This is a genomic window from Streptococcus sp. CF7_Ac1-12 (assembly GCF_024295905.1).
GTDB lineage: Bacteria > Bacillota > Bacilli > Lactobacillales > Streptococcaceae > Streptococcus > Streptococcus mitis_AP.
In genome coordinates, this window is the sequence record NZ_JANCPG010000017.1 from 1 (window position 1) to 26838 (window position 26838).

Annotated in this window: 20 protein-coding genes and 1 tRNA gene; all 21 read right to left on the bottom strand. The window is 40.2% G+C overall.

The window, feature by feature from the left end; all coding sequences use genetic code 11:
* A partial coding sequence (locus NMM17_RS08250; RefSeq protein ID WP_254754220.1) for a MucBP domain-containing protein occupies positions 1-4859 on the bottom strand: 4859 nt, incomplete at its 3' end.
* A gap of 291 nt (positions 4860-5150) precedes the next feature.
* Positions 5151-5222: transfer RNA gene (locus NMM17_RS08255), tRNA-Arg, on the bottom strand.
* A gap of 65 nt (positions 5223-5287) precedes the next feature.
* Positions 5288-6274 (bottom strand): GMP reductase, encoded by a 987-nt coding sequence (locus NMM17_RS08260; protein WP_049546505.1) that lies wholly within the window; start codon positions 6272-6274, stop codon positions 5288-5290.
* 200 nt (positions 6275-6474) lie between these two features.
* Positions 6475-7254, bottom strand: coding sequence for an L-threonylcarbamoyladenylate synthase (locus NMM17_RS08265; protein WP_000160505.1), 780 nt, complete (start codon positions 7252-7254; stop codon positions 6475-6477).
* 27 nt (positions 7255-7281) lie between these two features.
* Positions 7282-7875, bottom strand: coding sequence for a 3-isopropylmalate dehydratase small subunit (leuD, locus tag NMM17_RS08270; protein ID WP_254754221.1), 594 nt, complete (start codon positions 7873-7875; stop codon positions 7282-7284).
* A 9-nt stretch (positions 7876-7884) separates the two neighbouring features.
* Entirely contained in the window at positions 7885-9267 is a 1383-nt protein-coding gene (gene leuC, locus NMM17_RS08275; RefSeq protein WP_254754222.1) for a 3-isopropylmalate dehydratase large subunit, read from the bottom strand.
* Between the two features lie 3 nt (positions 9268-9270).
* The gene (locus NMM17_RS08280; protein ID WP_254754223.1) at positions 9271-9540 is read right to left on the bottom strand and encodes a DUF1294 domain-containing protein; all 270 of its coding nucleotides are present in this window, start codon (positions 9538-9540) and stop codon (positions 9271-9273) included.
* Positions 9537-10574: a 3-isopropylmalate dehydrogenase gene (leuB, locus tag NMM17_RS08285; protein WP_254754224.1), complete on the bottom strand. Its 1038-nt coding sequence runs from the start codon at positions 10572-10574 to the stop codon at positions 9537-9539. The genes NMM17_RS08280 and leuB overlap by 4 nt, the downstream gene beginning before the upstream one ends.
* Before the next feature lie 11 nt (positions 10575-10585).
* A complete protein-coding gene (locus NMM17_RS08290; RefSeq protein WP_254754225.1) occupies positions 10586-12148 on the bottom strand; it encodes a 2-isopropylmalate synthase in 1563 nt (520 codons plus the stop codon).
* 313 nt (positions 12149-12461) lie between these two features.
* Positions 12462-13118, bottom strand: coding sequence for an MmcQ/YjbR family DNA-binding protein (locus NMM17_RS08295; protein WP_254754226.1), 657 nt, complete (start codon positions 13116-13118; stop codon positions 12462-12464).
* Positions 13119-13161: 43 nt separating this feature from the next.
* The gene (locus NMM17_RS08300; RefSeq protein ID WP_254754227.1) at positions 13162-13794 is read right to left on the bottom strand and encodes a copper homeostasis protein CutC; all 633 of its coding nucleotides are present in this window, start codon (positions 13792-13794) and stop codon (positions 13162-13164) included.
* A gap of 93 nt (positions 13795-13887) precedes the next feature.
* On the bottom strand, positions 13888-14247 hold the full coding sequence (locus tag NMM17_RS08305; protein WP_254754228.1) for a YbaN family protein: 360 nt from the start codon (positions 14245-14247) through the stop codon (positions 13888-13890).
* 105 nt (positions 14248-14352) lie between these two features.
* Positions 14353-16440 carry a type I DNA topoisomerase gene (topA, locus tag NMM17_RS08310; RefSeq protein ID WP_254754229.1) on the bottom strand — a complete coding sequence of 696 codons (2088 nt, stop codon included), beginning with the start codon at positions 16438-16440 and terminating at the stop codon, positions 14353-14355.
* Positions 16441-16557: 117 nt separating this feature from the next.
* On the bottom strand, positions 16558-17406 hold the full coding sequence (gene dprA, locus NMM17_RS08315) for a DNA-processing protein DprA (protein ID WP_254754230.1): 849 nt from the start codon (positions 17404-17406) through the stop codon (positions 16558-16560).
* Positions 17407-17493: 87 nt separating this feature from the next.
* Complete coding sequence (locus NMM17_RS08320) at positions 17494-18183, bottom strand: sugar phosphate nucleotidyltransferase (RefSeq protein WP_000643965.1); 690 nt, start codon at positions 18181-18183, stop codon at positions 17494-17496.
* An 11-nt stretch (positions 18184-18194) separates the two neighbouring features.
* Entirely contained in the window at positions 18195-19073 is an 879-nt protein-coding gene (locus NMM17_RS08325; RefSeq protein WP_254754231.1) for a DMT family transporter, read from the bottom strand.
* Entirely contained in the window at positions 19063-19932 is an 870-nt protein-coding gene (gene licA / locus NMM17_RS08330) for a choline kinase LicA (RefSeq protein ID WP_254754232.1), read from the bottom strand. Before licA ends, NMM17_RS08325 begins: the two co-directional genes overlap by 11 nt.
* A 16-nt stretch (positions 19933-19948) precedes the next feature.
* Positions 19949-20971 carry a ribitol-5-phosphate dehydrogenase gene (locus tag NMM17_RS08335; RefSeq protein WP_000609877.1) on the bottom strand — a complete coding sequence of 341 codons (1023 nt, stop codon included), beginning with the start codon at positions 20969-20971 and terminating at the stop codon, positions 19949-19951.
* 4 nt (positions 20972-20975) lie between these two features.
* Positions 20976-21683 (bottom strand): 2-C-methyl-D-erythritol 4-phosphate cytidylyltransferase, encoded by a 708-nt coding sequence (locus NMM17_RS08340; protein WP_254754233.1) that lies wholly within the window; start codon positions 21681-21683, stop codon positions 20976-20978.
* A gap of 403 nt (positions 21684-22086) precedes the next feature.
* Positions 22087-23421, bottom strand: coding sequence for an Nramp family divalent metal transporter (locus NMM17_RS08345; protein WP_254754234.1), 1335 nt, complete (start codon positions 23419-23421; stop codon positions 22087-22089).
* 217 nt (positions 23422-23638) lie between these two features.
* Positions 23639-26815 (bottom strand): carbamoyl-phosphate synthase large subunit, encoded by a 3177-nt coding sequence (carB, locus tag NMM17_RS08350; RefSeq protein WP_049551158.1) that lies wholly within the window; start codon positions 26813-26815, stop codon positions 23639-23641.
* Positions 26816-26838: the final 23 nt, after the last annotated feature.

Here is a 26838-nt window from a genome sequence, read left to right on the forward strand (position 1 = left end):
AGAGAAGCACCTTTAGTATCTTCTTTATCTTCAGCGATTACGTTACCTGCTGTGTCAACGTAGTGAACTACTACATCTCCAGTTACTTCTTTATAAACGTATGTTACTTCAAGAGTTTGTCCTGCTACAACCTTGCCTGTTTCATTTCCTTTAGTTGAAGCTTCAACCAATTTGTATACTTTTCCTTCTGCAGTTGTGATACGGCTTGGTTTCATTCCGTTGTCTGCAGTATTATAGTCAGTTCCTGCTTTAGCGTCTGTTGTGTCTTTTACACCTGATTCTACATTAGCACCATCTGCAGTTCCTACTAATGGAGTTCCATCTTCTGTTTGGTAGTTAACGATGACTGAACCCGCTTTTTCATAGACATACGTTACTTCTGTAGTTCCTTCTACAACAGAACCTTCTTCTGGTTTAGAGCCGTCTTTTAGGGCTTTATCAGTTAGATAGTAAGTGACACCATCTTTTACGATAGTCGCTTTCTTATGTTCTGACGTGTTGTAGTTTGTATTAAGAGAAGCATTTGTTTCATCATTTTCATCTTCTGAGATGGTATTTCCTTCTGTATCTTGGAATTTAACGATGACATTCCCTTTAACTTCTTGGTAAACATAAGTTACTTCAAGAGTTTGTCCTGCTACTACTTTACCTATTTCGTCACCTTTAGTTGCTGTTGGTACTAATTCGTATACTTTCCCTTCTGCAGTTGTGATACGACTTGGTTTCATTCCGTTGTCTGCAGTGTTGTAGTCAGTTCCTGCTTTAGCGTCTGTTGTGTCTTTAACTCCTGAAGCTACATTAGCACCATCTGCAGTTCCTACTAATGGACTTCCATCTTCAGTTTGGTAGTTAACGATGACTGAACCTGCTTTTTCGTATACATAAGTTACTGTAGTTGTACCTTCTACCACGTCTCCAGTAGCTGGTTTAGAATCATCTTTAAGCTCTTTAGCTGTTAAGTAATATTTAACACCATCTTTAATGATTTCATCTTTTTTGTGGTCTGCTGTATCATATTTAACATTTAGAGAAGCATCTGTTTCATCTTTTTCGTCTTCAGCAATTACGTTACCTTCAGTATCTTCATACTTAACAACTACGTTACCTTTTACTTCTTTATAAACGTATGTTACTTCTTTAGTTTCTCCAGCAACAACTTTACCTGTTTCATTTCCTTTAGTTGAAGCTTCAACCAATTCGTATACTTTTCCTTCTGCAGTTGTGAGACGGCTTGGTTTCATTCCGTTATCTGCAGTATTGTAGTCAGAACCTGGTTTCCCATTGTCAGTGTCTTTAGCACCTGAAGCAATATCTTTACCATCTGCAGTTCCTACTAATGGTATTCCGTCTTCTGTTTGGTAGTTAACGATGACTGATCCAGCTTTTTCATAAACGTAAATTACTTCAGTTTTACCTTCTACTACGTCTCCGTTTTCTGGTTTAGAGCCATCTTTTAGGGCTTTAGCTGTTAAGTAGTAAACTGTTCCGTCTTTTTCGATTTTCTCTGGCTTGTTGTCAGTTGTGTCGTATTTAGCGTTTAGAGAAGCACCTTTAGTATCTTCTTTATCTTCAGCGATTACATTACCTTCTGTGTCAACATAGTGAACCACTACGTCTCCAGTTACTTCTGTATAAACATATGTTACTTCAAGTGTTTTTCCTGCTACTACTTGCCCTTCCACAGTTCCAACGTTTTCTCCGTTTGTTACGATTGCTTCGGCAGAGTAAGTTGCATTAGTTGTAGTAGTACCTGCTTTGGTAACTAGTTTATATTTCGTGTTGTTAAATTCAATTGTTGCTGGTTTTTCATCATTTTCAGCTGCGTTATATGCTGTTCCTGCTTTAACATTTGTAGAATCTTGTACAGATGTTTTAATTTCAGTACCGTCAGTATTAATGTATTTAATCACTACTGATCCAGCTTTTTCGTAGACATAAGTAACTTCTTTTGTTTTACCTTCTTCTACTGTTCCAGTAACTGGTGCTGAATCTGCTTTTACTCCGTCATTTGAAGTTGTTAAGTAATATACTTCTCCAGTTGCTGTTGTAATCTTGTTCGGCTTATTAGCTGAAGTGCTTGCGTCATAATTGGTACCATTTGATACATCTGTCGCATTGGCAACAGCTAAACCTTTGTCTTCTACTGTAGTTGGAGTTGTAGCATTATCAAATGTTAATGCACCTGTTAATTTCGTACCATCTGATAATTCATATTTAGTCACTACACTTCCTAGTAACTCATACTGATAAGTTACAGTGATTTCGTTCTCTTCTACTGTACCAGCTGCTGGTTTAGATCCTGCTTGTAAACCAATTAGTCGATAAACTTTTCCATCTGCTGTGGTAATCTTAGATGCTTTTTTACTAGTAACATCATAGTCAGAATTTACACTTGCATCTGTTACAGGTTTTAATCCATCAACTGTTACTTCTTCAGTTGAATTATTAGGCATTGTTGCTGTTCCAGCGATTGGTTGTCCAGCTTTATCAACATACTTCACATTTACTGCTGATTTTTTCTCTTTGTAGACGAATGTTACTACTTTATCAGCTTCTGTTACTGTTCCTGTTTCAGGCTCTGATGTATTGTATAATCCATTATTTTCTTTTACAAGTTCATATACTTTTCCATCTGCTGTTGTAATCTTAGTCGCTTTTTTCTCAGCTACTTTATTATCATACCTTGTGCCTAACCCTGCTTCAGTGACTGCTTTTACTCCGTCTGCTGTTACTGCTTCTGTTGTATTTCCAGGCATTGAAGCTGTTCCTGCTAGTGGAGTTCCTTTTTCATCTACGTATTTAACTAGAACATTCCCTTTAACTTCTTTATAAACATAAGTGACTTCAAGAGTTTGGCCTGCGACAACCTTACCTGTCTCATTTCCTCTAGTACTTTGAGGAACCAGTTGATAAACTTTACCATCTGCTGTAGTAATGCTTGTTGGTTTATGATCTTGTGTATCGTAGTCTGAACCTGCTTTGGCATTATCAGTATCCGTAACCGTTTGAGTCACTGGTTGTTGATTTTCATTGGTTCCTTGGAGAGGATGGCCTTCTGTATCAACATAGTGAACAAGGACTGATCCAGCTTTTTCATAGACATAGGTTACTTCTGTAGTTCCTTCTACAACAGAACCTTCTTCTTCTGGTGAAGTTTTGGGAACACCATTTACCGTAGTTTTTGTTTTAGTCTCGTCTAAATAGTAAACAGAACCATTTGCTTCCAATCTTTGAGGTTTTTCAGTTTCATTTTCTTTAGTGTTGTAGGCTACGTTTTTAGGCGTTTTAACAGTTTTGTCTTCCACAACTACTTCTTGATTATTCGCATCAAGATAGTAAGTTTTTGTTTCAACTTCTACTACAGCATCTACAGTATCATTATACGAATCTTTAAGAGTTGTCCCGTCTTCTGTTTGATAATGTACGGTAACCGAGCCTTTCTTTTCAGATCTACTCGTTACTTCAGGACTATAAGTGTAGGTGATAGTAGTATGACCACTACCTAAACGATAAGCTCTAAGAGGAGTATATTCCGTCTTATAACTATAGCTTTCATAATAACCATGGTTAACGACTGCATTTGTGGAGAAATAGCCACCTCCAATGGATAACTCTTGAAAGTTAACCTGATCACCGCTGAATGCAACATCATCTACAGGGCGTTTTTCGGAATCGAGAGTGCGACTTCTAAATATGTTATCAGCCATCTTTCTGACGTACTCGTATTCGTCTCCTAGAACAAAAAAACTCTTAAAATTGTCTTCAGTATCTTCTAAGTTATACCTTTTTAAATATTTCAAATAGTTATTTAAAAGGGTTTTCGTTTCTGGGATAGTAACAGTATCTGGATTATCTTTGTGCTGCGAAATATAGCTATGAAATCCCTTAATATCATTTATATCTTCAGGAATTTCCATATGATAAACCGATGTATAGGAAATGTTATTCCGACTAGCTGATACATATGTATTTTTTTCTAATACGAAGACATAATCTCCTTCCTTGATACCACCATCTGTAGCGATATTCGTAGAAGTATATTCTTTTGCTGTGGCTTCTCCCGCCTTGAATGTATCTTCTAGCCAGTTATCAGATGTAGTGGCTGGTGTATCGGCTAATACATATTTGCCGTAAGTCCCCTTACCAGTTTCTTCGACAATCCAGGTACGACCTCCTGGTTTAACCCCACTGTGGTTAATTTTCCCATCATTTTGAACAAGACCTTCAGAAGTTAGTTTTGCAGTCACATTTCCAAGAGTAGAGTCAGAGTATGTCCCCCCTCCATCACCTGTGATTTCTACAGTTGGATCCCCAATCTTATGATAGATCGTATTATTTTTTTCAATAGTATCTTTTCCTGCGGCACCGTGCTCTTTTGCCTTGGTTAAATCAGTATCGGTAATTTCGTTACCTTTTAATGATTTGAAGACTTTTCCATATGGTCCGTATACTTCATAATCTACCGAAATTTGTTTTTCAAAGCCTGCATCTTGATTTTTATCTTCTTCTAAAACAGTCCCATCAGTTGATACATACTTGTAGTCTACCTTACCTGTTTTAGTAATTTTATCTGTACCTGTTTCATTCGGTTTTGGATTACGATCAAAATATTTTGAATCATCCTCATAATTATCACTATTAAATTCCACATGTGCTGTATCTACTTTGATAGAACCCTTGCTATTTGATATAGTAGTAGTTCCATCTTTGTTATCGATAATAGCAGCTTCTACAGACTGAGTGTTGACAGACAAAGCGATAGCAGCACCCATAATGAGTCCGAGAGTACCTATTTTTACTGAGTCTGAACGACCATTTTTTAATTTACGAATAGAAAAAATTTCTTTTTTATTTGACAAAATTTCAACCTCATATATATATATATTAACCTGAGTAACTAAATGAGAAAGAAAAACAGGTTATTGATTTTAGTATATCATTTTGCTCATAATTAGACAAGTTTGACACCCGAAATATTTTATTTCTTATGTATATTACTGCCTCTAACGTATAATATCAGAAAGAGGGCTGTTAAATAATTTATCGAATATAAAAACATAAAACACATCATATCAAAGTCTTCTTGTCTAGACATGATATAATGCGTCTTTATCTTTTATATTTCTACTCAGACTCCTGAGCTATTTACATCCACCCTGAGGGAATCGAACCCCCATCTCAAGAACCGGAATCTTACGTGATATCCATTACACTAAGGGTGGAAACTTGTTTTATTATAACAAAAATTTGCTCTAATAACAAGTTTTTTCTAGTGAGATAGCCCGTCTTAGTGGGAAGCATCCCCATTCCAGATGGAGTTTTTCACGATAACATAATCAACGTGTTTAAGGTCAGCAACCTGACGTCCACCTGCATAAGAAATAGCACTTTGAAGGTCTTGTTCCATCTCAGTCAAAGTGTCTTGTAAATGACCTTTTGCAGGAAGCAAGATGCGTTTGCCCTCCACGTTTTTATAAGCACCTTTTTGATATTGGGAAGCTGAACCGTAGTATTCTTTGAATTGTTCACCATCGACTTCAATTGTTTTCCCTGGACTTTCGATGTGTCCTGCAAAGAGGGAACCAATCATGACCATGCTAGCACCGAAACGGATAGACTTGGCAATATCACCGTGAGTACGAATTCCTCCATCAGCGATAATCGGTTTACGTGCAGCCTTAGCACACCAGCGTAGAGCAGCTAACTGCCAACCACCTGTACCAAAACCAGTCTTGACCTTAGTGATACAAACCTTACCAGGACCTATTCCAACCTTAGTAGCATCCGCACCAGCATTTTCCAATTCACGCACAGCTTCTGGTGTTCCCACATTTCCAGCAATGACAAAAGTATCTGGCAATTCTTTCTTAATGTGTTGAATCATAGAAATCACGCTATCTGCATGACCATGAGCAATGTCAATCGTGATGTATTCGGGAGCATCAGCCTTGAGCTGGCTAACAAAATCATACTCATAATCCTTAACACCGACAGAGATAGAAGCAATGAGCCCTTGATCGTGCATTCGTTTAATAAAAGGAATACGTCCTGCCTCATCAAAACGGTGCATAATGTAGAAGTAACCACCTTTTGCCAGTTGCTCTGCTACATTTTCATCCAAAATCGTCTGCATATTAGCTGGTACAACAGGTAGTTTAAAGGTGTGCTTTCCTAGAGTGACACTTGTATCCGCTTCTGCACGGCTTTTAATGACACATTTATTTGGAATCAGTTGGATATCTTCGTAATCAAAAATTGGAAATTCATTTAACATATCGATGTCTCGTTTCTTTTGTAATGACCTACCTATGCTCTCGCATCACTACGCCTTTTCCGACGTTTCCTTAATTTATTATAAACTAAAGTACAGTTTTTGTCAAATAATGTTATAAATTAAAATATATTGTTCGGATTTTATGATATAAACAACAAAAGAAAGAAGAGAGATTATTTTCTCCCCACTTCTTCTACATTCTAATAATACTCTCCCTGACGGTAGTCCCATGAGTTAAAGGTGTCTGACAGGTGCATCATAATCTTATCAATGTCAAGCCCTTTGCGGATTACAACTGGAGCTGGTGAAGTTGAACGTGCTCCTCCTTGTTCTGGGATAAGTTTTCCATCTTTATCGACCATAGAGACCATCACACCCTGCTCGTAGCGTGTTTCAATCGTTTTGTCAGGCTGGATAGATGCCACATAGTCGTCTGCCTCGATAACAAGGTCAACTGCCCCTTCGATACGTTCTCCGATTCCTTCTACCTTACCACGGTTTCCTTTTCCAGATGGATTTGCAGATGAGGCGTAGACCATCTTTCCTTCTTCCCAAAGTTTGGCAGCCAATTGTTCACCAGCTTTTCCAAACTTGATAACGAAACAGCTAGTACCACGCACGTCAGTCATGAGTTCTTCACGGCCATCCCCATATGCTTTGAGTTTTTCAAAGGCTTCTGGTTTCCATGGAAGGATACAGCCAAGAAGAATGTCTTCGTCCCAATGTTTTTGGTAGAAGGCTTCAATTTCTGGATTGAGTTGTGCTAAAGCACGAAGCTCATCCATGCTACCGCAGAGAACAACACCTGGTTTGTTACGGTTACGTTCTTTAGCTTCAAACTTGCGTTCAAGTCCTGCCTTGTCGCTAGTCATGATAATGTAACCAACTTTAGTAGGGCAAACGATACATCCGCCCTCACCTTTTAAAATATCATATCCTTCTTGTGAAAGTGTTCCGTTCCATTGAATGTGTTTTGTCATAGTTCTATTTCCTTTTCTATTTTTCTTCTAATCCTGCCAGTAGTCTGGTCGTTGTTTTTCATAAGCAGCAATCAAGTCTTCATACTGCAAGGTAATACCGATATCATCCAAGCCATTTAAGAGCTTGTGTTTCCACTCGCTATCTATCTCGAAGGTGAATTCTCCAACTGGTGAGATGATTTTTTGTTGTTCCAAGTCCACAGTTACCTGGTCACTTGGTTGTAGCTGGGCTAGTTTCTCTCGAACCTCTCTGGGCTGTACAATAGGCAACATGCCATTATTGAGTTCATTATTGTAATGAATATCACCAAAAGACCCTGCAATCACGACCTTGAAACCATAGTCCGCTAGAGCCCAAGCTGCGTGTTCCCTCGAAGATCCTGCCCCAAAGTTATCCCCTGAGATGAGAATACTGGCTTTCCGATATTCAGGTCGGTTAAAGACAAAGTCTGGGTCCTCAGTATACTTGTCATCCAGATAACGCCAAGCATACATGAGGTACTTACCAAAGCCTTTCTTATCGATTAACTTGAGAAACTGCTTGGGTAGGATTTGGTCTGTGTCGATGTTATCATTCATGAGAGGAACGGTCGTTCCCGTATAAACTGTAAATTTCTCCATATCCTCTCCTTACTGGGCTTCTGGCATTTGCCGAACATCTACGAATCGCCCTGCGATAGCTGCCGCAGCTGCCATGGCTGGACTGCAAAGATGGGTCTTAGCGCCAAAACCTTGTCTGTCTTCAAAGTTTCGGTTGCTGGTTGAGGCACAGTGGACACCATCTGGAACCTTGTCTGGATTCATCCCTAGGCACATAGAGCAACCTGGGTCTCTCCACTCAAAGCCAGCATCTAGAAAGACCTTGTCCAAACCCAACTTCTCAGCAGCTCGTTTCACAGGACGAGATCCTGGAACCACGATAGCCGTTAAATTAGGAGCAATTTGCTTTCCTTTGACAAATCGCGCAGCCAGTTGCAAGTCACTGAGACGAGCATTGGTACAAGAACCAATAAAGATATAGCCTAGTTCAATATCAGCTGGCTTTTGACCAGGCTCCAAGTCCATGTAATTGTAAGCTCGCTCATCATTCATATCCTTAATTTCTGGGAAGCTACTGTCAAAGTCAACCCCCATAGCAGGATTGGTTCCCCAGGTCACCATAGGTGCTAGGTCTGATACATCCATACGAATAACCTTATCATAGACAGCATCATCATCACTGACAAGGGTTTTCCAATCCACCACAGCCTCTTCGAAGTCCTCTGGAACACATTCTCGTCCCTTAAGATAATCATAGGTGGTTTGATCCGGGTTCATGATTCCCATCTTAGATCCAAACTCGATGGACATATTGCAGATAGTCATTCGCTCTTCCATGCTCAGTGCATCAATCGCTTGTCCCCGATATTCCACCACATAGCCAACGCCGCAAGCAACGCCGTACTTGGCAATCAAAGCTAAAATGAAATCCTTGGAATATACTCCTTTTTGAGGAACACCAGTGAATTCTACCAGCATTTTCTTGGGTTTGACCTGCCAGAGGGTCTGTGTCGCAAAGACATGCTCAACCTCACTGGTCCCAATTCCAAAAGCGATTGCTCCGAAAGCTCCATGGGTTGCCGTATGGCTGTCTCCACAGACAATGAATTTCCCTGGTTGGGTCCGTCCTGTTTCTGGACCAACCATGTGAACAATTCCTTGTTTTTCAGAACCGTGGGCAGCATGTTCAATCCCAAATTCCTCAACATTTTCAGCAAGCTTATCAATTTGAGCCTTGGAAATGACATCTCGAATATCGTAGATATTGACCGTCGGGACATTGTGGTCAAAGGTTCCAAATGTCAAATCTGGTCGTCTCAATCTGCGACCTGCATCTCGCAAACCTTGAAAGGCTTGAGGGCTGGTCACTTCATGAATATAGTGCTGGTCCACATACATGAGTTGGGGCTGCCCCTCTTCTCCTGTGATGACATGACGTTCCCATAATTTATCAAAAATCGATTTTCCTGCCATCCATTACCTCCAAATAAAATATAAGGCTCCTAGTGTGGTCACCATCCCAAGAAACCAAACTGTTTTAAAGTACCATTTTCTAGTCTTGTGGTTAAAGATGATTCCTGCTAACCAGGCCCCAAAACCACCACAAGTAAAGGCTAAAATAAGTAAGATTTTCTCAGGGATGCGCCAAGCTCTTCTCCTTGCCTTGGATTTGTCAATACCATAAATCAAGAAAACCATGACATTCCAAATCAAAAAGACTAGAGTAACTTTTTCATCTAACTTCATAACCTTGCAATAATAGCTTCCGTCATTTCCTTGGTCGAAGCCTGACCTCCTATATCTCTCGTTAAAACACCATCTGCCAAACTTGCCTCAACAGCACGCTCGATACGTTCCGCATCCTCATAACGTCCAAAACTATCTCTCAACATCATGGCCACTGATAAAATCATGGAGATAGGATTGGCAATTCCTTGACCTGCAATATCAGGAGCTGAACCGTGAATGGGCTCATAGAGACTTGGTCCATTTTCAGAATGACTGGCTGATGGCATAACTCCAAGTGTGCCAGATAGAACGCTTGATTCATCAGATAAGATATCTCCGAAAAGATTCTCTGTCACGATGACATCAAACTTGGCAGGATTGGTAATCATAAGCATAGCAGCTGAGTCTACCAGCTGGTGCTCCAAGGTTACATCTGGGAAATCCTGCGCAACTTCCTCAGCTACTTTCCGCCAGAGTTTTGAGGTCGCCAACACATTTTGCTTATCGATACTAGTAAGGATTTTTCTGCGATTTCTTGCAATTTCAAAGGCTTTGCGAATAATTCGCTCTACTTCCTCATAGCTATAGCCGTTGATATCACGCGCTTTGCGCTCTTCAAGGATATGATCTCCAAAGTAAATCCCGCCTGTCAACTCACGCACCACGACAAAGTCTACACCAGCAATTCGTTCCGGTTTGAGTGGTGACAAATGCTTGAGACTGTCAAAGATTTTTACAGGGCGAATATTAGAGTAAAGATTGAATTCCTTACGGAGAGCTAGCAAGCCTTGTTCAGGCCGAACCGCTGCTCCATCATACTGAGGACTACCGATAGCCGCTAGGAGAATGGCATCTGCTTCTCTACTTGCCTTGAGGGTTTCATCAGGTAAGGGATGCCCTGCAGCATCTATACCTGCACCTCCAAAAGGTCGCCTATCAATCTCATAATCAAAGCCTGTTTTTTCAGCTAGAGCTTCCAGAACCTCTAAACCGGCCTCCATGATTTCTGGGCCGATTCCGTCCCCTGCTAAAGCTACTATTTTCTTTGTCATAGCATTCTCCTTTACACACTAGGCATGTCACGATAGGAAACACTTCGTCCCATCTCACCAGCATTCTCTTTTTGAACAAAGGTATTGGCATTGATGTAGGCAATAGCTGAAGCCTTCAGTACATCGAAATCCAGACCTGCTGCATTAAAGATGGTTTCTGTATCTCTATTTTCAACAGTGACCAAAACCCGAGCCTGGGCATCGATTCCATCCGTCACAGCGTCAATAGTGTAGGACACCAAGCGAACGGATTGATTGAAGAATTTGTCGATAGCATTGAAGATAGCTTCAACAGAACCTTGTCCTGTCGCATTAAATTCGACTTTCTCATCTTCCATATTAGCTAGGCTAACGAGTGCTTCTATATCATTATCCGCATGAGTTTGTAGTTGTAAATCATCAAAGTGGAAGCCTTCTGGATTTTCAACCATGGTTCCAGCTACCAAAGCTCGAATATCTGCATCTGTGATTTCTTGCTTCTTGTCTGCTAGAGCCTTGAACTTAGCAAAGAGTGGCTTGATGTCCTCCTCTGTAAATTCTAGGGCCAATTCTCTTAGTTTCTCTACAAAGGCATGGCGACCTGACAATTTTCCAAGCGGAAGACTATTACTCTTAACACCAACCAATTCAGGGGTGATGATCTCATAAGTGAGGGGATTTTTAAGAACTCCATCTTGGTGAATACCAGATTCGTGAGAGAAGGCATTACCACCAACGACGGCCTTGTTTTTAGGAACTGGAATACCTGAGAAGCGAGAAACCATTTCTGACGTATTGATGGTCTCATTTAAGACAATACTGGTTTCTGCTTGGTAGTAATCTTGGCGAATATTAAGTGCCACTGCAATTTCTTCCAAAGCAGCATTCCCAGCTCGCTCACCAATACCGTTGATAGTTCCTTCGACACGACTCGCCCCATTCTTAACAGCAGCAAGGCTATTAGCCACTGCCATCCCGAGGTCATCGTGACAGTGAGGCGAATAGATAATATGACGATTCGTCTTAACATTCTCAATCAAGTATTTGAAGATAGCACCATATTCCTCTGGAGTGGTAAATCCTACCGTGTCAGGGATATTGATATAAGATGCGCCTGCATCGACCGCCGTTTGAACAACTTGCAAGAGGAAATCCAACTCTGTTCGAGTCGCATCCTCAGGAGAGAACTCAACAATCTCGAACTTAGAACGTGCATAAGAAACATGCTCCTTAATAGCTTCTAAAATCTCTTCCTTGCTCTTATTGAGTTTATACTTGCGGTGAATTGGACTGGTAGCGATAAAGACGTGAACCTGTGGATACTTGGCATCCTTAAGTGCCTCGTAACAAGCATCAATATCAGACTTGACAGAACGGGCCAAACCAGTCACCGCTGTTTTCTTCAAGGCCTTGGCAATCTCCTGCACTGCCGTAAATGAGTCTGGGCTAGCCGCTGGAAAACCAGCTTCAATTGCTGAAATGCCCCATTTCTCCAGCTGTCTTGCAATGGCAATTTTTTCCTTGATTGAAAAATTAACACCAGGTGTCTGTTCTCCATCCCGAAGGCTGGTATCTAGAAATTCAACTGTTCGCATAAGATTTCCCCTTTTCCAAATATGGTTGTAAAAAAACATCTCGCTTAGAGATCCAAGCGAGATGTTGATTCACTCCCGCTTGGTAAGCCAAACAGGACTAATGCTTTTTGCACTAGCCCGAGTACCTCAACAACAAAGCAAATTGATTAAACTTAGCTGTTTTCATGTTTGACTTTCTCCTTCGTTTGATATCTTGTTTAGTATTTTAGCATAGGCAAAAGTGCTTGTCAAGAAAAAATCCAATATTTTCTGAAAATTTCTTCAGTAGAGAATATTTTGCTAATTGAAAGCTTTTGAAAAACCTTGAAATGTTTCATTTTTTAATAGTTAAGTTCCAACTTCTTTCTATCAATTCCAGTACTTCTTCATCTGATAAAGTATCATCAAGCGCCACACTAATCCAGTAGCGTTTGTTCATATGAAAGGCAGGATAAATACCTTTATTTGAAAGCAAATCAGCTACTTGATCATGTTTGAGGTTGACTGCTTCCACTTGTCCTTCTCTGCCCTTTTCCAGCTTATCCCAAGAAATTTTCATCAAGACGGCATACCACTTTTGATTGCCTTCATGTCTTAACACTGCCGTGTCAGGAGATTTATCCCACAGATATTCCAACCGATTACCATATTTTTCCTGAACCTGAGTCATGATTCGCTTAGTCTGAGGGCAGATAAAATCCTGTACCTCAAAACAAGTCTTCCGAATTTGGTAAAGAATCTCCAGACAAGCCTCACGGACACTTGCAACAAAACTTCCTGTCATACTTTCCATATGAACTTGGGGATAGAGGTCACTTGTTTCCTGGTCAAAGACTTGAAAACTCACATTATCAGCAGTGATGGACACAGTCATGACAAAGTCACCCTGCAAAATCTGGCAACTATAGATCCAGACTCCACTACTTTCTACAAAACCATAAGCATGAGCCTTTTCTTGATTAAACTGATAGGATTTAAAAATTTCAAACATAAGTGAAAACTGCTACCCAAAGCTAGCAGTTCCTTTCTATTTTTTAAAAGACAACCTTTGTTCCGTGTAATTGTGTCATACCTAGCTGGTCGATAAAGGTTTGACGGTTGTCAAGGTCAATCCCCCCACCTGGTAGAATTTCAATTTTACCTCTAGCATGTTCTAAAATTCTGTGATAGTGAGCAAAACGTTCTTCTAACGAGTCACCAGACACACCAGCACGAGTCAAGATACGAGTGACACCAGCTTGGCTGAGCCAGTCAATAGCTTCTAACTGATTTTCATCACTTAATTCATCAAAGGCCATGTGAAAGACAATTTCCATTCCTTTTGATGCAGCAATTAACTTTTCCAGATTAGGCTTATCCAACTTTTTATCAGCAGTTAAAGCCCCAAATACAACTCCTTGACTTCCAGCCTGAGCAGTCAACCGAATGTCCTCTAGCATAATAGCAATTTCTAGTTCATTATAGACAAAGTCGCCACCACGTGGACGAATCATGGTCATGATGGTCGTATCGTAGTTAGCTGCCAATTCAACCGCTGCCTTGGTCACTCCATAGCTTGGTGTTGTTCCTCCCACTGCTAGATTATCACAGAGTTCGATTCGACGAGCTCCAGCCTGCATTGCTTTTTCAAGCAAGGTCACATTTTCAGCACAAAATTCGTAAATCATTTAATTCTCCTTGAAGATTACTTTAAATTCATTATATCATATTGTTATGAATATGCTTTCAATTTTATCAAGGGAAATAGTGACAAATTTTACTTATTCTTTATCCGGAATGACCTTAAAGAGATAATAGGTAATAAAGATGGTCAAAGCTCCTAGACCGATTTTTACTGGTAAAAGAGGGGCAAAATAAATGGAAATTCCCATCAAAATGTAGATAGATACGATAATTTTTTTCTTACGTTCACGCGCAATAGACTTAGTCTCACGAAAATCAGCTACATATGCTTGATAGAGCTTGGTATGATAAAGCCAATCTTCGAAGCGCTTGGAACTTCTGGAGAAACAAGCAATAGACAGCAAAAGAAAGGGAGTTGTAGGCAACAAGGGTAATATAACCCCAACAATAGCCAAGGCCAGTGATAAAAAACCAATTATCAGATAAATAATACGCATAACTTCTCCTAGTTAAAATAATCTTCTTCTAGTTTCGCATATAATGATGAATTTTGTCAAGTTCTAACCAAAAAGAGCCTGAAATTAACTTTCAGGACTCTCCTCTTATTTAATCTTTTCTTCCTCGTAGTCACCCTTGCTACAAACAACTTGCTTGCCACCACCACGGACTTTTTTCTCCATGAGGAAGTTACCACATTTTGGACAGTCACGACCAACAGGCTTGTCCCAAGAGGTAAATTCACATTCTGGGTAGCGATTGCAACCATAGAAGAGGCGATTACGTTTGGTTTTACGTTCAATGATTTGTCCCTGATGACAACTTGGACACTCAACACCGATTTCTTTTACGATTGCTTGGGTATGACGGCAATCTGGGAAATTGCTACAAGCGTAGAACTTACCAAAACGACCAAGTTTAATGACCATTGGACTGCCACACACTTCACAGTCAAATCCAGCTGGTTCATCCTTGATCTGGATTTTTTCCATTTCTTCTTCAGCCTTGGCGACTTCTTTAGAGAATGGTTTGTAAAAGGCGTCTATAACACGTTGCCACTGCTCTTTTCCGACTTCGACATCATCCAGCTTGCCTTCCATTTCAGCTGTAAAGGTTACGTTTACGATATCTGGGAAATATTCAACAATGAGCTTGTTAACAATTTCTCCCAACTCTGTCGGTTCAAAACGTTTGGCTACAAGGCGGACATAATAACGTTTCTGAATAGTTTCAATGGTTGGTGCGTAGGTTGACGGACGTCCAACCCCATTTTCCTCCAAGGTCTTAATCAGTGTCGCTTCAGAATAACGGGCAGGCGGTTGGGTGAAATGTTGCTCTGGTTTACTATTAACCTGTTTGACAATATCTCCAACAGCCATGTCTGGTAACATCTTATTCTTATCAGAATCATTATAAATGGCAAGATAACCATCAAACTTAACCTGACTACCATTGGCAGCAAATTGAACTCCATTTTGCGACAATTTAACAGCCATGGTATCAAAGACAGCAGCTGTCATCTGGCTCGCTACAAAACGATTCCAGATAAGAGTATAAAGCTTGAGTTGATCCTTGTCCAGATAATTAGCAATACTTTCAGGTGTATTAAAAACGCTAGACGGACGAATAGCCTCATGGGCATCCTGAGCTCCTGAAGCATTTTTGACCTTGCTACCATGCTTAGAGTACTTGCTACCAAAACGGTCTGTAATGAAACTTGCTGCTTCGTTCTGTGCCACTGGACTGATACGAGTCGAATCGGTACGCATATAGGTAATCAAACCTTGAACACCAGAACCGATATTAATTCCTTCATAGAGCTGTTGGGCAACCATCATGGTCTTTCGAGTACGGAAGTTAATTTTATTGGCAGCATCCATCTGCATAGATGAAGTGGTATAGGGTAAAGGAGCATTGCGTTTGCGCTCTTTCTTATCCACCTGATCTACTGAAAAGTCTTTACTAGTCAGACGAGACAAGACTTCCTTGACCTCATCATTGCTAGTCAGTTTCAGCTTTTTACCATCTACTCCATAGAAGGATGCCTGAAATTGCTTGGTTCCCTTTTTAAAGACACTATCAATAGTCCAGTATTCTTCAGGCTTAAAGGCATTTATTTCATTCTCACGATCAATGATTAGCTTAAGCGCAATAGATTGAACGCGACCTGCTGACAAGCCCTTCTTAACCTTCTTCCACAAAATAGGCGAAATCGAATAGCCTACCAAGCGATCCAAAACACGACGAGCCTGTTGGGCATCGACCAAGTCCATATCAATCTTGCGAGGTTCTTTAAAAGCATTTTTGACAGCATCCTTGGTGATTTCATTGAAGACCACACGGTTGGCATCATTTTCATCCAAGTTGAGAATATGAGCCAAGTGCCAAGAAATCGCTTCTCCTTCACGATCCGGGTCACTCGCCAGAAAGACTTTATTAGCTTTTTTAGCTTCTTTTTTCAAGTCATTGATAAGAGGACCTTTTCCTCGGATATTGATATATTGCGGTTCATAATTATTTTCAATATCAACGGACATACTGGATTTCTTCAAATCACGGATATGCCCGACACTGGCTAAAACCTTATAGTTTCTGCCGAGATATTTTTCAATCGTCTTGGCCTTAGCAGGTGACTCCACGATTACTAAATTTTTTTTAACTGTTGATTTTTTCTTTTTTGTTGCCGTAGCCACAGTATCACACCTTTTCAAAGTAATAAACTTTATAAAGTGTAAACCATTTTGCCATAACTGTCAAGACTTAGCTCCTATATATAGAAGAAAAGTTTGTCTAGTAAGCGAAATTTCGTCCTAAAATTCAAATTCTGCAAGAACATCCTGCCCGCTGGTTACCAATTTTGCTCCTTCTTGAATCAAATGATGGCATCCGTCTGATAGTCCATCTAAAATGCTACCAGGAATAGCAAAGACATCGCGCCCTTCTTCCATTGCTCGCTCACAGGTAATGAGACTACCTGAACGCATCTTAGCCTCTGCTACAATCACACCACGACAAAGTCCAGCAATGATGCGATTACGGGCAGGAAAATGAAATTTTAGAGGTTGTTCGCCAGGTCCATATTCACTTAGAACCAGATGATCATTGCCGATGTAATCTTGCAAACGCTTATTGGCTTTAGGATAAAACACATCCAGACCTGTCCCAATCACTGCAATGGTTTTTCCGCCATTCTGCAGGGCTGCCATATGAGCTGCTGTGTCAATGCCCTTGGCTAATCCACTGACGATAACCAGTTCATTTTCCAAGCCTTGAATGACTTTTTCAACTGACTTAGCGCCCTGTTTACTACAAGCACGACTACCCACAACCGCTACCTTCGGGAATTTCAAGAGGTCAAGATTTCCCTTGTAAAATAAAAGTACAGGTGCATCGTATATTTCACTCAAATCCCAAGGATAACAGTCATCTAGAATAGAGAAAGATGGAAACTTTTGAAACTCCTTCTCCAGATTCGCATCGTCTATCTGAAAATAACGTTCCATAAAAACGGCTGGATTTCGGCAACCTGATATATCTGCAATATCACCTAGCAACAGTTCTTGATCAACATTTTCACCGTATTCTAGGACATTCAAAATCTGTTGATTGGTCAAACCTGATTTTTTTAACTTATAGATTTCATAGTTTGTGATTTTCATAAATATCTCCATTTCTTTTTCTACTCATCTATTTATTCGTAAAAAAATCAAAAAACATCCGACTATTTTAGCCAGATGTTGAAATCTTTAATTTTCGTTTTTAAGAATTTCTTCTAATTTATGGTAGTCTTGGACACTATCAATCTCATAGATGCTATTGCCTTCTAATTCTTCGACATAGACATCCAGCTCTTTGATATTATCCTTAACCATATTGTCCCAGTATAGATCAACAAATTCACCACTTGCATAAGCCTTGTCGATAAAGCTGACAATCTTTTCTGCAGTTGGAGCATCCCAGAAGGATACACCACTCAGGATCCGGCCTGCCTTGCTATCAACAATAATGTCTTGAACCTTGTAGTCATCTCCATAGACCAAGAACCATTCGTTGGTACAATCTTCACGATAGACACTAAAATAAGTCGAACGTGTCAAATCATTGCGGAACATATTTTTAAAGAGATAATTATCAGCATCAATAACATAGCTGTTGGCCAATTCTTCTTTTACAAGATAGAGAGAGTAAAAGTTATTGTAGTCAGCGTATTTATCATTGAAAACGAGTCGAACTCCATATTTCTCTTTTAAGTAATCGAATTGTTCTTTAAGATAACCGACAATGATGATAATGTCATTGATACCTTTTTCTTTTAGAAACTCAATTTGGTATTCAATCAAGGGTTTTTGATTAACCTGAACCAAGGCTTTAGGGGTATTTTCAGTCATAGGACGCAAGCGAGTTCCCAACCCCGCTGCTAAGATAATGGCTTTCACACGAATCTCCTTTATTCTTTAATAATAATATAAACTCCAGCAATGACGACAAGTGACGTAATAATTGTCAGCATATCTAGCGGTGCACCCAAGAAAACAACTGCAAACAAGACAGTCCAAACTACATAACTCACGTTCAAGCCTGTAGCCTTGGCTGGTTGCAAGCGATTGATAGCAATATAATAAGCCAAGTAAGAAATCATATCAAAGGCTGCAAAGACAATCATAAGACCTAGTAATTGTCCATTGGCCACTTCTGCAAATGACTGATGAGAGAAGAGCACAATCACAAGATAGGACAAGAATGAAGTTACTTGACGGATTAAGAGGGCTTCGATTTCACTCAATTCACTTTCCATGGCAAAAGAGCTAAGAACACTCTCACTTCCCCATGCAATGGCACAAACTAAAGCACAAAGAATCCCAATGTAGAAAGAATTAACCTGTTCTACCTTATAGGTCTGAGCAATTATCCCTCCAATAATCAAGACAATCCCAAATACAGTATTTTTCGAAATCTTGTGCTTCAAAAAGAAGAAAGCCAATAAAACTGAAACCGCAGGGTAAATAGCCGATACCGATGAAGCTAAGGAACTACCGATATACTTAACCGCATAAAGATTGGCCTGCATACCGATAGGGCCTGCTAGCAAGGCTCCGATGATAACACTAACATTTCGAATATTTAAGAAAATTGAGAGACGAACTTTCCCTTCTTTCACTAAAAGAAAAGCTAGTAAGATAAAGATGCTCAAGAAATCGTGAGCAGCAGCCACCACAAAGGGCGACAAATCTGTAAAAATCGAAAAGATATAAGCACTAATCGTTAGACCTAACCCCCAGAAAATACCTGAGAGTAGACCAAAAGAAACTCCATTTTTAGTTTTCATCTGAACCTCCATAATAAGCCAAACCTTTAACAGCTCTTTGGTAACGACTTACACCATAGTCACCAAAATCTGCGCCTTGCTCTTCCTTATAGACAGTCCATAGACTCCAAATAGTATCTTGTAAAATTTTATAGATTGCAATCTTTTCTCGAGAGACAGGTGTTTTGTCACTCTCATAGTAAGATAAGAAGGCTTCTTCCTCTTGGGGAGTGAATTCAGACTCTAAAAAGAGAGCTGCCAAATCCCACATTGGATCATTCATTGATGAGTATTCCCAGTCAATCAGATAAAGTCGTCCTTGAGGTGATTCGATAAAGTTTTCAGGCACCAAATCGATATGACAAGATTTTCTGTCGACACCTAAGTCAGCCAGTCTTTTCTCTAAGGGGAAGACTTCTTTTCGAACTGCTTCATAGTTAGCATAAGGGATCTTTTCTTCAATCAAGGATTCGTATTTTTTGATTTCTTCAAAAGGAGCAAATTCTCCTCTTAATTCCTTACCAGAAGCATGGATGGTTTGTAAAATTGGTGCAATTTTATCGAACTTGGTCTTGATTGACGTTGAATCAAGCGTAATAGCAGATTCGATATACTCATTTACTTTGATACCAGCTTCAATATCAAAAAGATAATTTTTGACATCTAGGTCCAAATCTTTAAGTAGTTCAAGATTGTACTTTTCATCTTGACGATTGATGAGTTTTTCTGTCCCTTTCCCAAAGAACTTAACAATGTATTGCTTATTTGTTGTTTTGACCAAATAGTTTTGATTGGTCATTCCCCCCAGTTGTTCAACACTGAGGACTTCCTCTTCTTGACTAAGTAAGGAAGAAATTTTTTCTTTAATAATTTTCTCCACAATTAACCTCCAGCTCTTATACTTCCCACTTAAACACAGTTTTAAAGGCTGTGTTTAAATCGGTAGCAAAGACACGGTGAATATCTTTAATTTCTCTTACAGGTTCTTCTAGATAAAGGATATTTTTAAGACGATTGGCAAACTTCTTGACTTCCATCATTTGGATTGCATTTTCAAAATCGATGCGACCAGAACGAGAGGAACCAACCAAGAGCAAGCCTTTCTCTAAGGCATCGCGTGTATTGAGATTAACTTTATACTCGCTAACGCCCATCATAAGAATCGTTCCCTGAGGACGAATGTAGCGAATCAAGTCATTTATAGCAGGTCCAGTACCATCACCACCACAACACTCAAAAGCATGATCAAAGGCCAAATCTTCAGGAATATTATCAGTGATATAGCATTCTTTGGCAAAAGAGAAGAGTTCCAATTTTTCCCAATGACGACCAATAACCACAATCTCTGCTTCTGGCAAAGTATAGTTGATAATATTGGCAACCACAAAAGCTAAACTTCCATCTCCGATAACGGCGATTCGGTCCCGCTTGCTATGAGCAAGGGTCAATAGACGATTCATAGCGTGCATGCCGACACTGACAAACTCTGTAATCGCTGCAACCGTGTCTTCGATAGCATCATAAGCCACCACACGGTCTTTAGGGAGAGAAACAAACTCTCTCATAAAGCCATCAAAACCACTAGACAAGAAATGGGTCCCTGTCATGTAGTTCTCATAGAATTCTTCATCACTCTGCATAGGAGGCTGATTTGGAATCATGACAACTTTTTGACCAACCTCATAGGTTCCCGTCGGGTCAGAAATAACGGTTCCACATGACTCGTGAATCATCGCCATTGGAAGCTTTTTATTCAAAATCTTGGGATCACGTTTTCCTTGGTAGTAACGCTGATCCGCATGACAGACCGCCATATAATTAGGGCGGATGAGGATATGATTCTCTTGGTCAATAGCCTCTTCCTGATATTTGACATTGATAAACTTAGGCTTAGTTAGTTGATAAATTTGATTAATCATTTTACTAGTCTTTCTCAATCATACTTTTTGCAATCTTCAAATCTGTCACGGTTGTGATTTTTAGATTTGAATATTCACCCTTGGCCAAGGCTACATCTTTTCCTTTAATGACAAAGATTTTACATGCATCTGTTAAGATTTCTTTCTCTTCGACAGAGAGAGAACCGTAAAGATCCATGAAGTCCTTGCAACGGAATGTTTGAGGTGTTTGTCCTTGATAGAGGTGAGCACGATTTGGAATATCTGTAATAAATTGACCGTTAGTACTTTCAACGATAGTATCAACCGCTTCTACCACTGTGTCCACTGCGTCATGATTTTGAGCAAGTTTGATATTGTCTTGAATCATACGAAGCGTAATGAACGGACGAACAGAGTCGTGGGTAACAACGATGTCCTCTGGAGTAAGCGGACGATAAGCATCGATGGCTTCAATGATTTTCTCAATACTTGTATTGCGGTCAGCACCACCTTTTGTAATGATGATACGATCCTTATGAAGAGGTAGATATTTATCTACAAGATCCTCTGCATGGGAAACCCAGTCTCCATGAACACCAACTACAATTTTTTCAATGCTTGGTTCCAAGACAAATTTTTCAATTGTATGAACCAAGATAGGTCGATCACCTAGCTCTAAAAATTGTTTTGGCAAGTTACTGATTCCCATACGCGTGCCAGTTCCACCAGCAAGAATTCCTGCATAAATCATCTATTTTCTCCTTTGTCTTACTAAAAAAACTTATTCTCTCTATTATACCACAATCTAGTCCTATCATGAAAGAAATACCGGACCTCCCGTTCTAGAATAGGAGGATTAAGCAACTCTATATCTTCAAAGAAGCTAGTCCATTTCTAGTAATGACCAGGAATTCTGTAGTCATTACTAATAAATGGCTGTGAAATTTTAGAGTTCTTCAGAATAATATAATTTCCTTAAAAAAAACTTAAAATTAAGCTTTGAAACTTCAAAGGAATCGCTTGACTTACTGCCCTTCATTTCTTATTAGCTAACTTTATGATATTACTACGAATAGTCTAGGAAAAAGTCTTTACAATCAAAAAACTCATACTAGCAGGCAGGGAAAAATTTTATATAATAATCTCAAAAAAGTTTAAAAAATATCGAAAAGCAGCTTGATATTGAGAATAGTCAAGATGATTGAAACTACGTAGCCAAGGATTGTATTCCACTTGGCATTGGTAAATTCTCCCATCACTGACTTCTTAGAGGTCAGATAGATTAAGGGGAAGATTGAAAACGGAAGAGCGATGGAAAGAAAGACCTGTAAATAGACCAACAACTGATCCAAGGTTTTTTCTTGATGTCCAAACAAAACAGCAACTATAATCACAGGGAGCAAGGCAAAAATACGTGTACCGATACGGATGATCCACTGAGGTAATTTCATATGCAAGAAACCTTCCATGACAATCTGTCCTGTCAAGGTGCCTGTGATAGTAGAATTTTGGCCACTTGCTAAGAGAGCCAGAGCAAATAAAGTTGACAGAGTTGAGCTGGCTATTGCTCCTGCTATTGTCGAATCCTGTAAGGCATTGTACATTTGAGAGAATGCTGAAATTTCAGATGCATGACCAAAAAAGAGCGATGCCCCTAAAATGAGAAGCAAGGAATTGACAACAAAGGCTAGGGACAACTGAAGATTTGAGTCCCAGGTCATAAAACGCACAGCTTTTCGAACATCCTTTTTATCCTTATGGTTGATTTTCCTTGTTTGAGATAGGGATGAATGAAGATAGAGATTATGGGGCATAACTGTCGCTCCTACAATCCCTAAAGCCAAAGTCAGTTGACTCTCATGTCCCGGCAAAGGACTTTCAAACAAAGTTGAAGTCGGTAAATAACCACCAAAGATCCCCTGCATACTTGGATTAGATAAAGCCACCAGATAAGAAAAGATTCCTAATATGGTTAAGATAAGGGTTGTAACAATAGCTTCAATCTTCTTGAAGCCAAATTTCATCAACAAAAGCAAAAGAAATACATCTAAAACAGTTAGGAGGATAGCCACCATAATCGGTATTTTAAACAAAAGATTCAAGGCAATCGCTGAACCCAAAACCTCAGCCAAGTCTGTCGCCATTAAAGCTAATTCTACAATCACCCACAGACTATAACGGAGCCACTTAGGAGCATGATGAGCTGTTGCCTGCGCTAAATCCATCCTAGTCACGATACCAAGCTTTCCAGCCATCTGTTGTAATTGTATGGCGATGATGGATGAAATCAAAATAACAAATAAGAGACTATACTTGTAGGAAGCACCACCAACCACACTGGTAATCCAGTTTCCAGGATCCATATAACCAACTGCTACAAGAGCTCCAGGCCCTAAAAATGCTTTTAGATTTTGCCAAAAATGATTGTTATTGGGAGTTTCAATAGATTGATTGATCTCAGAAAGGGAGACCTTTTTATAAGAAGACATAGGAATATTCACTTTCTAATCAAGTCTTTACCTAGTTTATTAATGAAGCTTTTGAAAATAAAATGAAAATAGTTTGCCTATTTCCAATTTATTCTTATTATATCACATTTTGGAACGATTCTTAAGGAAAGCATGATAGCTGAAATAAGCAACACCAGTATTGCAAAAGCCAGCGTTTTCTGACGCTGGCTTTTTAACTGTGAAAATTCTTTCTCAACTAGATTGCTTCTGTAACAAAACTACGGCTTTCCAATACTTTGAGCATGGCGTTAGCTGTATCTAATGCTGTAAAGAGGGGTACCCCGTGTTCAATGGCTGAACGGCGGATTTGCTCACCATCTTCATCAGCAGTTCGTTTGGTTCCAACTGTGTTAATGATAGCTTGAACTCTTCCTTTGCGAACAAAACTTGGGATATCTTTATCGTCATCACCAATCTTACCAACAGGTTGGGCTTGCAATCCATGACTGGCAAAGAAGGCAGCTGTCCCTTCCGTCGCGAGGATTCCATAGCCAATATTTTGGAAACGACGAGCCAAATCCAAGGCTTCTTCTTTCGCATCATCAGCGATAGTAAATACAACGTTACCAAAGGTTGGCAAGTGTAGGTAAGAAGCTTCAAAGGCTTTATAGAGAGCTTTTTCCAAAGTCGTATCAGAACCCATAACTTCACCTGTTGACTTCATTTCAGGACCGAGCAAGCTGTCTACCTTAGCTAGTTTCGTGAAGGAGAATACTGGTGCTTTAATATGAACTCGAGTACTTTCAGGGTAAAGACCATCTTGGTAGCCAAGTTCTGATAAACTTTGACCAAGAATAAGCTTGGTTGCTACCTGAGCCATAGGAATATTGGTTACTTTAGAAAGGAAAGGAACCGTACGGCTAGCACGCGGATTGACCTCAATAACGTAGACTTTTTCATCCTTGATGACAAACTGGATGTTCATCATACCAAGGCAGTTAAGACCGATTGCTAGGCGTTTAGTATAGTCTGCGATTGTTTCTTGCACCTTTTGCGACAAGGTTTGTGGTGGGTAAACGGCCATTGAGTCACCTGAGTGGACACCGGCACGTTCGATATGCTCCATGATACCAGGGATGAGAACATTTTCCCCGTCTGAGATGGCATCAACTTCGCACTCCTGACCAACAATGTAAGAATCGACAAGAACTGGGTGGTCTGGACTAGCCTTAACAGCAGTTCGCATGTAAGAACGAAGGTCTTCTTCGTTTTCAACGATTTCCATGGCACGTCCACCAAGTACATAAGATGGGCGGACAAGAACTGGGAAGCCAATCTTGCGAGCTGCAAGAACTGCTTCTTCTTCATTGGTAGCCGTTTGTCCTGGTGGCTGTGGAATATCCAAGTCTTTGAGAGCTTGCTCAAAGAGGTCGCGGTCTTCAGCACGGTCTAGGTCAGCAACCTGTGTACCAAGGATGGTCACACCTGCTTTTGCCAATGGCTCCGCAAGATTGATGGCTGTTTGACCACCAAACTGAACGATAACGCCTTTTGGTTGCTCTAAGTCGATAACATTCATAACATCTTCGAATGTCAATGGTTCAAAGTAGAGCTTGTCAGATACAGAGAAATCTGTAGAAACGGTCTCTGGGTTTGAGTTCATGATGATAGCTTCGTAGCCAGCCGCCTGAATAGCCTTAACAGAGTGAACAGTGGCGTAGTCAAACTCAACCCCTTGACCGATACGGATTGGACCAGAACCCAGAACTAGAACGGATTCTTTATCAGACTTGATAGATTCATTTTCCCAACCATAGGTTGAATAGAAATATGGAGTTTCAGAGTCAAACTCTGCCGCACAGGTATCAACCATCTTGTAGACTGGGACAATCTTGTTTTCCAAACGAAGTTGACGAACTTGGTCAGCTGTCGTTTCCCAGAGTTCAGCAATCTTACGATCAGAAAATCCATTAAGTTTGGCAGTTTTCAAAACTTCTAGATTTTGTGGATGAGCACCCAATTCTTGCTCAATTTCAAAGATATGCAAGAGTTTATCCAGATAGAAAATATCAATCTTGGTCAATTCAGCAATTTCTTCTGGTGTGTAGCCACGGCGAATTGCTTCAGATACATAGAAAAGACGGTCATCTTGAGCTTTCACAACCTTTTCAATCAAAGCATCATCAGAAACTGCTACAAGTTCAGGCATTTCATTGTGGTGCACCCCAATTTCTAGAGAGCGACAAGCCTTAAGGAGAGATTCCTCGATGTTCCGACCGATGGCCATAACTTCTCCAGTGGCCTTCATCTGGGTACCAAGACGACGTTCCCCTTTTTCAAACTTGTCAAATGGGAAACGTGGAATCTTAGCCACCACATAGTCAAGGGCTGGCTCAAACATGGCATATGTTGAACCTGTAACCGGGTTGATCACCTCATCCAAGGTCAAACCTACTGCAATCTTAGCAGCTAACTTAGCAATCGGGTAACCTGTCGCCTTAGAAGCAAGGGCTGACGAACGCGATACACGAGGATTTACTTCAATAACATAATACTTAAAGCTGTGGGGATCAAGTGCTAGCTGAACGTTACATCCACCTTCAATCTTGAGGGCACGAATGATGCTCAAACTCGCATCACGTAGCATTTGGTTTTCATAATCTGACATGGTTTGGGCAGGGGCAAATACGATGGAATCCCCTGTGTGAATCCCAACTGGGTCAAAGTTTTCCATGTTACAAACAACCAAAGCATTGTCAGCTGAGTCACGCATCACTTCGTATTCGATTTCCTTGAAACCTGCAATCGAACGTTCAATCAAACATTGGGTCACAGGTGACAATTTCAATCCATTTTCAGCGATTTCACGCAATTCTTCCTCATTAGCACACATTCCACCACCAGTACCACCAAGTGTAAAGGCTGGACGAACGATGACTGGGTAGCCAATTGTTGCTGCAAAGGCAACAGCTTCTTCGACTGTGTTGACAATTTCAGATTCTGGAATGGGTTGGTTGAGTTCTTCCATCAATTGTTTAAAGAGGTCACGGTCCTCCGCTTGGTCGATGGCAGATAGTTTAGTACCCAGAAGCTCAACACCAAGCTCATCAAGGATACCATTTTTAGATAATTCCATGGCCATGTTTAGACCTGTCTGACCACCGAGTGTTGGTAGCAAGGCATCTGGACGTTCCTTACGAAGAATTCGTGTCACAAACTCAAGTGTAATCGGTTCAATATAGACCTTGTCCGCAATCTCCTTGTCCGTCATGATGGTGGCAGGGTTTGAGTTAACCAAGACAACCTCATACCCTTCCTCTTTCAACGACAAGCAAGCCTGGGTCCCAGCATAGTCAAACTCAGCAGCCTGACCAATAATAATCGGACCAGAACCAATCACCATAATTTTTTGAATATCAGTACGTTTAGGCATAGTTTATGATACAAAGCCCGTAA

Coding starts and splice junctions, on each gene's coding strand:
- NMM17_RS08260 (WP_049546505.1), bottom strand. CDS start 6,274: ATGTTAAATGAATTTCCAATTTTTGATTACGAAGATATCCAACTGATT.
- NMM17_RS08265 (WP_000160505.1), bottom strand. CDS start 7,254: ATGACAAAACACATTCAATGGAACGGAACACTTTCACAAGAAGGATAT.
- leuD (WP_254754221.1), bottom strand. CDS start 7,875: ATGGAGAAATTTACAGTTTATACGGGAACGACCGTTCCTCTCATGAAT.
- leuC (WP_254754222.1), bottom strand. CDS start 9,267: ATGGCAGGAAAATCGATTTTTGATAAATTATGGGAACGTCATGTCATC.
- NMM17_RS08280 (WP_254754223.1), bottom strand. CDS start 9,540: ATGAAGTTAGATGAAAAAGTTACTCTAGTCTTTTTGATTTGGAATGTC.
- leuB (WP_254754224.1), bottom strand. CDS start 10,574: ATGACAAAGAAAATAGTAGCTTTAGCAGGGGACGGAATCGGCCCAGAA.
- NMM17_RS08290 (WP_254754225.1), bottom strand. CDS start 12,148: ATGCGAACAGTTGAATTTCTAGATACCAGCCTTCGGGATGGAGAACAG.
- NMM17_RS08295 (WP_254754226.1), bottom strand. CDS start 13,118: ATGTTTGAAATTTTTAAATCCTATCAGTTTAATCAAGAAAAGGCTCAT.
- NMM17_RS08300 (WP_254754227.1), bottom strand. CDS start 13,794: ATGATTTACGAATTTTGTGCTGAAAATGTGACCTTGCTTGAAAAAGCA.
- NMM17_RS08305 (WP_254754228.1), bottom strand. CDS start 14,247: ATGCGTATTATTTATCTGATAATTGGTTTTTTATCACTGGCCTTGGCT.
- dprA (WP_254754230.1), bottom strand. CDS start 17,406: ATGAAAATCACAAACTATGAAATCTATAAGTTAAAAAAATCAGGTTTG.
- NMM17_RS08325 (WP_254754231.1), bottom strand. CDS start 19,073: ATGAAAACTAAAAATGGAGTTTCTTTTGGTCTACTCTCAGGTATTTTC.
- NMM17_RS08335 (WP_000609877.1), bottom strand. CDS start 20,971: ATGATTAATCAAATTTATCAACTAACTAAGCCTAAGTTTATCAATGTC.
- NMM17_RS08340 (WP_254754233.1), bottom strand. CDS start 21,683: ATGATTTATGCAGGAATTCTTGCTGGTGGAACTGGCACGCGTATGGGA.
- NMM17_RS08345 (WP_254754234.1), bottom strand. CDS start 23,421: ATGTCTTCTTATAAAAAGGTCTCCCTTTCTGAGATCAATCAATCTATT.
- carB (WP_049551158.1), bottom strand. CDS start 26,815: ATGCCTAAACGTACTGATATTCAAAAAATTATGGTGATTGGTTCTGGT.